Origin of the sequence: Pseudomonas sp. HLMP (assembly GCF_046365545.1) — a bacterium.
GTDB classification, from domain to species: Bacteria; Pseudomonadota; Gammaproteobacteria; order Pseudomonadales; family Pseudomonadaceae; genus Aquipseudomonas; species Aquipseudomonas guariconensis_B.
In genome coordinates this window covers 23198-30063 of the sequence record NZ_JBDLLR010000016.1, presented here as the reverse complement: position 1 = coordinate 30063, position 6866 = coordinate 23198, and the positions used below count along the sequence as shown (strand labels likewise).

The window sequence follows — 6866 nt, the reverse complement described above, 5'->3', positions numbered from 1 at the left end:
TCGACGGCATGAACCAGTCGGTGGCCACCGCCACCGAGGAGCAGAGCGCGGTGGTCGAGAGCCTGAACCTGGACATCACCCAGATCAACACCCTCAACCAGCAGGGGGTGGAGAACCTCAACGAGACCCTGCGTCACTGCGATGCCCTGAGCCAGCAGGCCGGGCGGTTGAAGCAGTTGGTGGGGAGTTTCAGGATCTGAGGCGAGCTGCTGGCTGGGGCTCCTGCACTTGCCAATGATGTGGCTTTGCAGGGCCCTGTGGGAGCGGGCTTGCCCGCGATTGGGCCGCACAGCGGCCCCCGCTATCTACCCCTGCCAACCTACCTGCCGCAGTGCCTCCAGCAAGCGCTCGCCACCCAGCCCCGGCACCAGCACACCGTCGGCGGTGTGCATGTCCCCCCCCGCCAGCAGGGCATTGACGATCGCTTCCTCCACCGCCTCGGCCGCCGCCATGAACAACGGTGTGATGTGGTCGTTGTTGAGCATCTGCACCGGCATGCTCAAGGGCACGCCCTTGCGCCCGTAGGCGGCCGCTGGCAGTTGCTGGTCGGCGCAGGAGAAGGCGACGAACAGGTCACCGCTGGCATCCTCGGTACCACCGCCGGTACGGGCGATGCCGATGGACGCCCGTTGGGCCAGGCGCTGGCACTGGTGCGGCAGCAACGGTGCGTCGGTGGCGATGATCACCACGATCGACCCCATGCCCGGCTCGCCACGGTCGTCGAAGGGCGAGGGAATGCCGTCCAATACCCGGCCGACCGGATAGCCGTCGATGCGCAGCTCGCGGCGCTGGCCATGGTTGGCCTGCACCAGCGCGCCCACGGTCCAGCCGCCTTGGTCTTGCGGCAGCTTGCGCGAAGCGGTGCCGATACCGCCCTTGAATTCGTGGCAGATCATACCGGTTCCGCCACCGACAGCGCCTTCGGCGACCGGGCCGGACTCGGCGCGGGCCAGCGCTTCGTTCACCTGGGCCGGGCCGACATGCTGGCCCCAGATATCGTTGAGCAGGCCGTCGAAGGTCTCCAGCACCACCGGCATGCACCAGTACACCGACGGATCGGCCAGGGCATCGCGCTCGGCGGCGATCAGGGCGTCACGCACCACGCCGACGCTGTGGGTGTTGGTGATGGCGATGGGCGTGGTCAAAAGGCCTGCCTCGCGGATCCATTCCAGCCCCGTGGCATCGCCATTGCCGTTGAGCACGTGGACACCGGCGAAGCACGGCGCCAGGCGGGCCGCGCCGGGGCGGGGCTGGATCACCGTCACGCCGGTGCGCACCTGCTTGCCGTCGCCATCGGCGACCAGGGTGCTGTGGCCGACGCGGACCCCAGGGACATCGGTGATGGCGTTGAATGCTCCGGGGCTACCCAGGCCCAGGGTGATGCCGAGTTGACGAGCGCGCATAGGGACTCCTTCGTTTCAGAGTTTCTGGAAGGCTGGGCTGAGCTTGCCGTAGGTGCCATAGAGGAGCACCGAGGCAGCCAGTATGCCGAGGATGATCAGGGTGTCGCGTACCGAAGCCCCGAGCAGGCAATTGAGCAGCAGGTAGCCGGAACCGAGCGTCGCCAGCAGCGCCGGCAGTGGCCATAGCGGCATGCGGTACGGGTGTTCACGGTCGCTGCGCAGTACCCGGCTGAACAGGCCGCACAGGGCCACCGCCAGGTAGACCATGACCAGTAGCAGGACGGTGAAGGAGGTCAGTTCCTCCAGGTTGGAGCTCAAGCTCAGGGCTGCCGACGGCACGGCGAGGAACAAGGTGGCCAGCCACGGCGATTCCCAGCGTGGGTGGATGCGCGTGAACAGGCGGTTCAGGGCTGGCGTCCACAACTGGTCGCGGCCGCTGCTGAAGATCACCCGGCCAGACTGGATGACGATGGCGATGATGGCGTTGAACACCGAGAGGAAGATCCCGGCACTGACCAGCCGCGAGAGGGTTTCGTTGCCATGGGCGGTGAGCAGGTAGCCGATCGGGTCGGGGCTGGCCAGCATGTCCTGCAGAGACGGGGCGCCGAGCAACAGCGCGCCGATCGGTATCAGCTCGATCGCCACCACCAGCGCCAGCGACCAGAGCACGGCGCGGTGGATGCCCTGCCCACCGTCCTTCATGTCCTCGGCCAGTAGCACGGCGCCGCCGAAGCCGTTGTAGGAGAACAGTGCGGTGCCCACCGCGGCGAACACCAGCGCCCAGGGCGCTGCCGCGAGCAGGCCGTGGTCCAGGTGCAGGGGCTGGGCCAGTACGCTCAGCGGCTGGCTGACGTTGCCCAGGCCAAGCACCACGATCACCAGCAGGGCGACGACCTCGCAGAGCAGGAAGACCCCGGTGACCCAGGCGTTGACGCGGATGTTGAGGATACCCAGGCCGTAGCTGGCGACGACGATGGCCAAGGCCACGGACGGGGTGTCGAACTGCGTGCCCAGGGCGCTGTTGAGGTAGGTGGCCGCGCCTGTGGCCAGCACCGGCGGGATGAACAGCAAGGACACCAGCACGGTGAGGAAGGTGGCATAGCCGGCCATGCCGCCGAACACTCGCTTGGCATAGACGTATTCGCCGCCAGCCGAACTGTGCGCACGGCCGAGCTCGGCGTAGCACCAGGCGAACATCAGCGCCAGCAGGGCGGCCAGGACGAAGGCCAGGAAGGCACCGCTGCCGGCCTGGGCGATGGCGAAAGGTGCGATGACGAACACGGAACTGGCCGGTGTGACCGCCGATACCGTGATGGCGACCACATCGAGCATGCCCAGGCTGGGCTTGAGCGCACGGTCGTGCATGTCGTTCTCCTCGAATTGTTATTGGTGGTTGAGGCAGTGACGAAGAAGCGGATGGCGCCCTCTCGGCGCAGCGCTGCATGGGCGGCAATCTAGGCTTGGCGGGGGAGGCGGCCAATCACCCTTTGGGGGTACGCCCCTTGACGCGAGGGTGGGAAAGGAGGGAAATCCCATCACCTTTTCAGGGGAACCGACGGATGCACAGCCTGTTTCACGAAGTCGGCGTTCACGCCAGCCTTGGCCGGACCATCGAACAGATCGGCCAGCCACGCTTCTGGAAGCAGCTGGTCCTGCTGCTGCGCTGCTGGCTGCCGTTCGACAATGCCCTGGCCGCCTTCTACCCCGCCCGCGGGACGCCCGTGGTGCTGGAGGAGTACGACGCCGCCCCCCAGGATGGCCCGGCAGCCATGCCCTTGTACCTCAGCGGCCTGTACCAGCTCGATCCTTTCTACCAGGCCTGCCAGGACGGCCTGCCCAGCGGCCTGTACCGCCTCGACGAAGTGGCGCCGGACCAGTTCCAGCAGAGCGAGTACTACCTCAACTACTTCCATGCCAACGTGCTGGAGGACGAGGTGCAGTTCATCCTCCAGCTACCCGGCCAGGGGGCGCTGTCGTTGTCATTGGGCATGCGCCAGCCGTTCGACGTCGGGCAGTGTGGCCTGCTGGCGATGCTCTGTCCCTGGGTGCTGGCGCTGATGCAGCAGCACTGGCCATTGCGCAGCCAGCGCTTGTTGCCGGCCGGCGAGCCGGTGGCCGCCCAGGTGCGTGATGCGCTCAGCCACTTCGGGGCGGGGGTGTTGTCCGAGCGCGAGCTGGAGATCGCCCGGCTGATCCTGCGCGGCTATTCCTCCAAGGCCATGGCCGAGCGCCTGGCGATCTCACCGGAAACCGTCAAGGTTCACCGCCGGCACCTCTACGCCAAGCTCGACATCTCCTCGCAGCCGGAGCTGTTCTCGTTGTTCCTGCAGTCGCTGGGGCACGATGTGGAGAACCCCTGAGCCTATTTCGAGCCCTGCCTGGCTTGCTCGGCGCGCACGGCCATCATGAAGGTCTGCATCGCCGAGGAATGTACCCGGTTGCGCCGGGTGATCAGGCCGTAGGGCGGCAACCGGGGCTCCAGTTGGATGGGCAGGACCGCCAGCAGGTGCCGTCCCGGATAGTCCTCGACCACCGAGCGCGGGGTGATGCCGATCATGTCGGTCTGCTGCAGCAGCGACAGCAAGGTCATGATCGAGGTGGTCTCGACGATGCTGCTGGGCAGGTCGATGCGGGCATTGTGGAAGGCCTGGTTGACGATGGCGCGCATGGGGCTGGGATGTTGCTGCAGCACCCAGGTCATTTCCTGCAGTTCGGTCCAGTCCAGTTTCCTGGCCTTGGCCAGCGGGTGCTGCGCGCCGGTGATCACGCACAGGTCCTCTTCGCCGAGGCTGTCGAACTGCAGGTCGTCGGTACGCGCGTTGCTGGGGATGCGCCCCAGCACTACGTCGAGCTGGTCTTGTTGCAGGGCCTGCACCAGCACGTCGCTGGTATCCACCTGGATGCTCATCGACAGGCGCGGATGGCTTCGCTTGAGGGTGGCGATGGTACGGGTCAGCAGGCCAGAGGCCAGGGCAGGAATGGCGCCGACCGTGACCCGGCCGAGGTTGCCGGACTCCAGGGCGACCATTTCCTCGCGCATGCCCGACAGCTCGGCGAAGATCATCCGCGCGTAGTAGATCAGCGTCTCGCCGAACGGCGTGGCGCGCATGCCGCGTGGCAGGCGCTCGAACAGCTCGACGCCGAGCAGGTCCTCGGCTTCATGAAGCATCTTGGTCGCCGCCGGCTGGGTCATGCCGATCTCCTCGGCGGCACGCCGCAGCGAGCCCAGCTCCTCCAGGGCCAGCATCAGGCGCAGCTGACGCAGACGCAGGCGGCTATGGATGATACTGGCGTCGGGGATGCGGGACATGGTCTGGCTCATGGTCGAGGGGCGGTCAAGAGTGACAAGAAATGGCAGCGCTCGCCAGCGGATTGCGCGAGGGGGGCTGCAAAGCAGCCCCTGCCCAGGAGGTTCAAGCCGTGCGCCGCTGCCGTTTCTGCCCCAGCGCCGAACGCAGCGCTGTCGCCAACCTGGCAAGCAGCGGCCAGCACAGCATCACCAGGGCCGCACTGGTCAGGCTGCCCACCAGCGGGTTGGACCAGAAGATCGACAACTGCCCGTCGGAGAACAGCATCGACTGGCGGAACGCATCCTCGGCCTTGTCCCCCAGTACCGCGGCCAGCACCAGCGGGGCGATGGGGTAGCCCAGTTTCTTGAACACATAGCCCAGCGCGCCGAACAGCAGCATCAGCCCGACATCGGTCATCGAGTTGTGCACCGAGTAGGCACCAATGGCGCAGACCATGATGATGATCGGCGCGATGACCGAGAACGGAATGCGCAGGATCGAGGCGAACAGCGGCACCGTGGCCAGCACCACGATCAGGCTCACGACGTTGCCCAGGTACATGCTGGCGATCAGCCCCCAGACGAAGTCGTGCTGTTCGACGAACAGCGTCGGCCCTGGGTGCAGGCCCCAGATCATCAGCCCGCCGAGCATCACCGCGGCGGTCGCCGAACCGGGGATGCCGAGGGTCAGCATCGGCAGCAGGGCGCTGGTGCCCGCGCTGTGGTCGGCGGTCTCCGGTGCGATCACGCCTTCCACCTCGCCCTTGCCGAACCTGTCGCGGTTCTTCGAGAAGCGCCGGGCCAGGCTGTAGCTCATGAACGACGCGGCGGTCGGGCCGCCAGGCGTGACCCCCATCCAGCAACCGACCAGGGCACTGCGCAGCCAGGTCAGCCAGTAGCGCGGCAGCTTGGCCCAGGTGCGCAGGATCACCATCGGCGTGATACGGGCACGCTCTCCCCGGAACACCAGGCCTTCCTCCACGGTGCAGAGGATCTCGCCGATGCCGAACAGGCCGATCACCGCCACCTCGAAGCTCAGGCCCGACAGTAGCCATGGCTGGTCGAAGGTCAGGCGCAGTTCACCGGACACGGTGTCCATGCCCACGGCGGCCATGGCGAAGCCGATCATCATCGCCACCACGGTTTTCAGCGGTGGGTTCTTGCTCAGGCCGATGAAGGTACAGAACGCCAGCAGGTAGACGGCGAAGAACTCCGGCGAGCTGAACGCCATGGCGAAGCGGGCGATGTGGGTGGAGAGGAAGGTGAGCAGCAGCACGCCGACCAGAGCCCCGAGCAGTGCCGAGGTGAACGCGGCGGTCAGCGCTTCGCCAGCCTGGCCGTTGCGGGCCATCGGGTAGCCGTCGAAGGTCGTGGCCACCGAGGACGGCTCGCCGGGGATGTTGAACAGGATCGAGGTGATCGAGCCACCGAACAACGCCCCCCAGTACATGCACGACAGCAGGATGATCGCCGACACTGGCGACATGGTGAAGGTCAGCGGCAGCAGCAGGGCCACGCCGTTCGGCGCGCCCAGCCCTGGCAGCACGCCGACCAGGATGCCCAGCAGCACGCCGACCACCATCAGGCCCAGGTGGTGGGCGGTGAAGATCAGGCTCATGCCCTGCATCAGCGAGTCGAATTCACTCATGGCCGCAGCCCTCCCAGGAAGGTGGCCAGGTCGCCCAGCACGCCGGCGTCCAGCGGCACCTTGAACCAGACCGCGAAGATCAGGTAGCTGGCCAGTGCCGCACCGCAGGAGATCATGGCGATGGCCAACTTGCCATGGCCCTGGCCATCCTGGCGGCTGCGCCACATGAACCAGGCGATGAACAGCACCGAGGCCAGGTAGATGCCCGTGAATGGCATGGCCGCCACGTACACGGCAATGGGCAGGAACACCGACAGCACCCGGGCGAATGCCTGGCGCCCGACGAACGCCGCCATCGCCTGTCGGCGCAGCAGCGCCAGGAGCAGGTTGCCGATACTGGCGGCGCTCAGCAGCAGGCCGATGTAGAAGGGGAAGTAGCCGGCTTCTGGGCCGGCATCGCCCCAGCCGATACCGATATCCAGGCTGCCCTGCATGACGATGCCGCCCAGTGCGGCAGTGAACAGCGCAAGGCCGGTTTCCACCCAGCGGGTGGCGATCAATGGCGCGTCTGAAGGTGAGGACATGG

6 protein-coding genes and 1 pseudogene are annotated in these 6866 nt (G+C 66.8%); 2 read left to right on the top strand and 5 right to left on the bottom strand.

Annotated elements, in window-relative coordinates:
* Window positions 1–200, top strand: a pseudogene (locus tag ABFA30_RS24215) (chemotaxis protein); the annotation flags it as partial.
* Window positions 201–305: 105 nt separating this feature from the next.
* Here the strand turns inward: ABFA30_RS24215 and ABFA30_RS24210 are convergent.
* Together ABFA30_RS24210 and ABFA30_RS24205 are read right to left on the bottom strand one after the other, a co-directional pair.
* Window positions 306–1403 (bottom strand): P1 family peptidase, encoded by a 1098-nt coding sequence (locus ABFA30_RS24210; protein ID WP_410046088.1) that lies wholly within the window; start codon window positions 1401–1403, stop codon window positions 306–308.
* Between the two features lie 15 nt (window positions 1404–1418).
* A complete protein-coding gene (locus ABFA30_RS24205; protein WP_225790833.1) occupies window positions 1419–2768 on the bottom strand; it encodes an APC family permease in 1350 nt (449 codons plus the stop codon).
* Between the two features lie 194 nt (window positions 2769–2962).
* On the opposite strand from ABFA30_RS24205, the gene ABFA30_RS24200 reads away from it, so the two are divergent.
* A complete protein-coding gene (locus ABFA30_RS24200; RefSeq protein ID WP_253104189.1) occupies window positions 2963–3763 on the top strand; it encodes a helix-turn-helix transcriptional regulator in 801 nt (266 codons plus the stop codon).
* A 2-nt stretch (window positions 3764–3765) separates the two neighbouring features.
* Here the strand turns inward: ABFA30_RS24200 and ABFA30_RS24195 are convergent, their stop codons facing one another.
* From ABFA30_RS24195 to ABFA30_RS24185, 3 genes are all read right to left on the bottom strand, one after another.
* Window positions 3766–4713 carry a LysR family transcriptional regulator gene (locus ABFA30_RS24195; protein ID WP_225790835.1) on the bottom strand — a complete coding sequence of 316 codons (948 nt, stop codon included), beginning with the start codon at window positions 4711–4713 and terminating at the stop codon, window positions 3766–3768.
* 103 nt (window positions 4714–4816) lie between these two features.
* Complete coding sequence (locus ABFA30_RS24190) at window positions 4817–6340, bottom strand: tripartite tricarboxylate transporter permease (protein WP_225790836.1); 1524 nt, start codon at window positions 6338–6340, stop codon at window positions 4817–4819.
* Entirely contained in the window at window positions 6337–6864 is a 528-nt protein-coding gene (locus ABFA30_RS24185; RefSeq protein WP_225790837.1) for a tripartite tricarboxylate transporter TctB family protein, read from the bottom strand. The genes ABFA30_RS24190 and ABFA30_RS24185 overlap by 4 nt, the downstream gene beginning before the upstream one ends.
* Window positions 6865–6866 lie beyond the last annotated feature (2 nt).

Coding starts and splice junctions, on each gene's coding strand:
- ABFA30_RS24195 (WP_225790835.1), bottom strand. CDS start 4,713: ATGTCCCGCATCCCCGACGCCAGTATCATCCATAGCCGCCTGCGTCTG.
- ABFA30_RS24190 (WP_225790836.1), bottom strand. CDS start 6,340: ATGAGTGAATTCGACTCGCTGATGCAGGGCATGAGCCTGATCTTCACC.
- ABFA30_RS24185 (WP_225790837.1), bottom strand. CDS start 6,864: ATGTCCTCACCTTCAGACGCGCCATTGATCGCCACCCGCTGGGTGGAA.
- ABFA30_RS24200 (WP_253104189.1), top strand. CDS start 2,963: ATGCACAGCCTGTTTCACGAAGTCGGCGTTCACGCCAGCCTTGGCCGG.
- ABFA30_RS24205 (WP_225790833.1), bottom strand. CDS start 2,768: ATGCACGACCGTGCGCTCAAGCCCAGCCTGGGCATGCTCGATGTGGTC.
- ABFA30_RS24210 (WP_410046088.1), bottom strand. CDS start 1,403: ATGCGCGCTCGTCAACTCGGCATCACCCTGGGCCTGGGTAGCCCCGGA.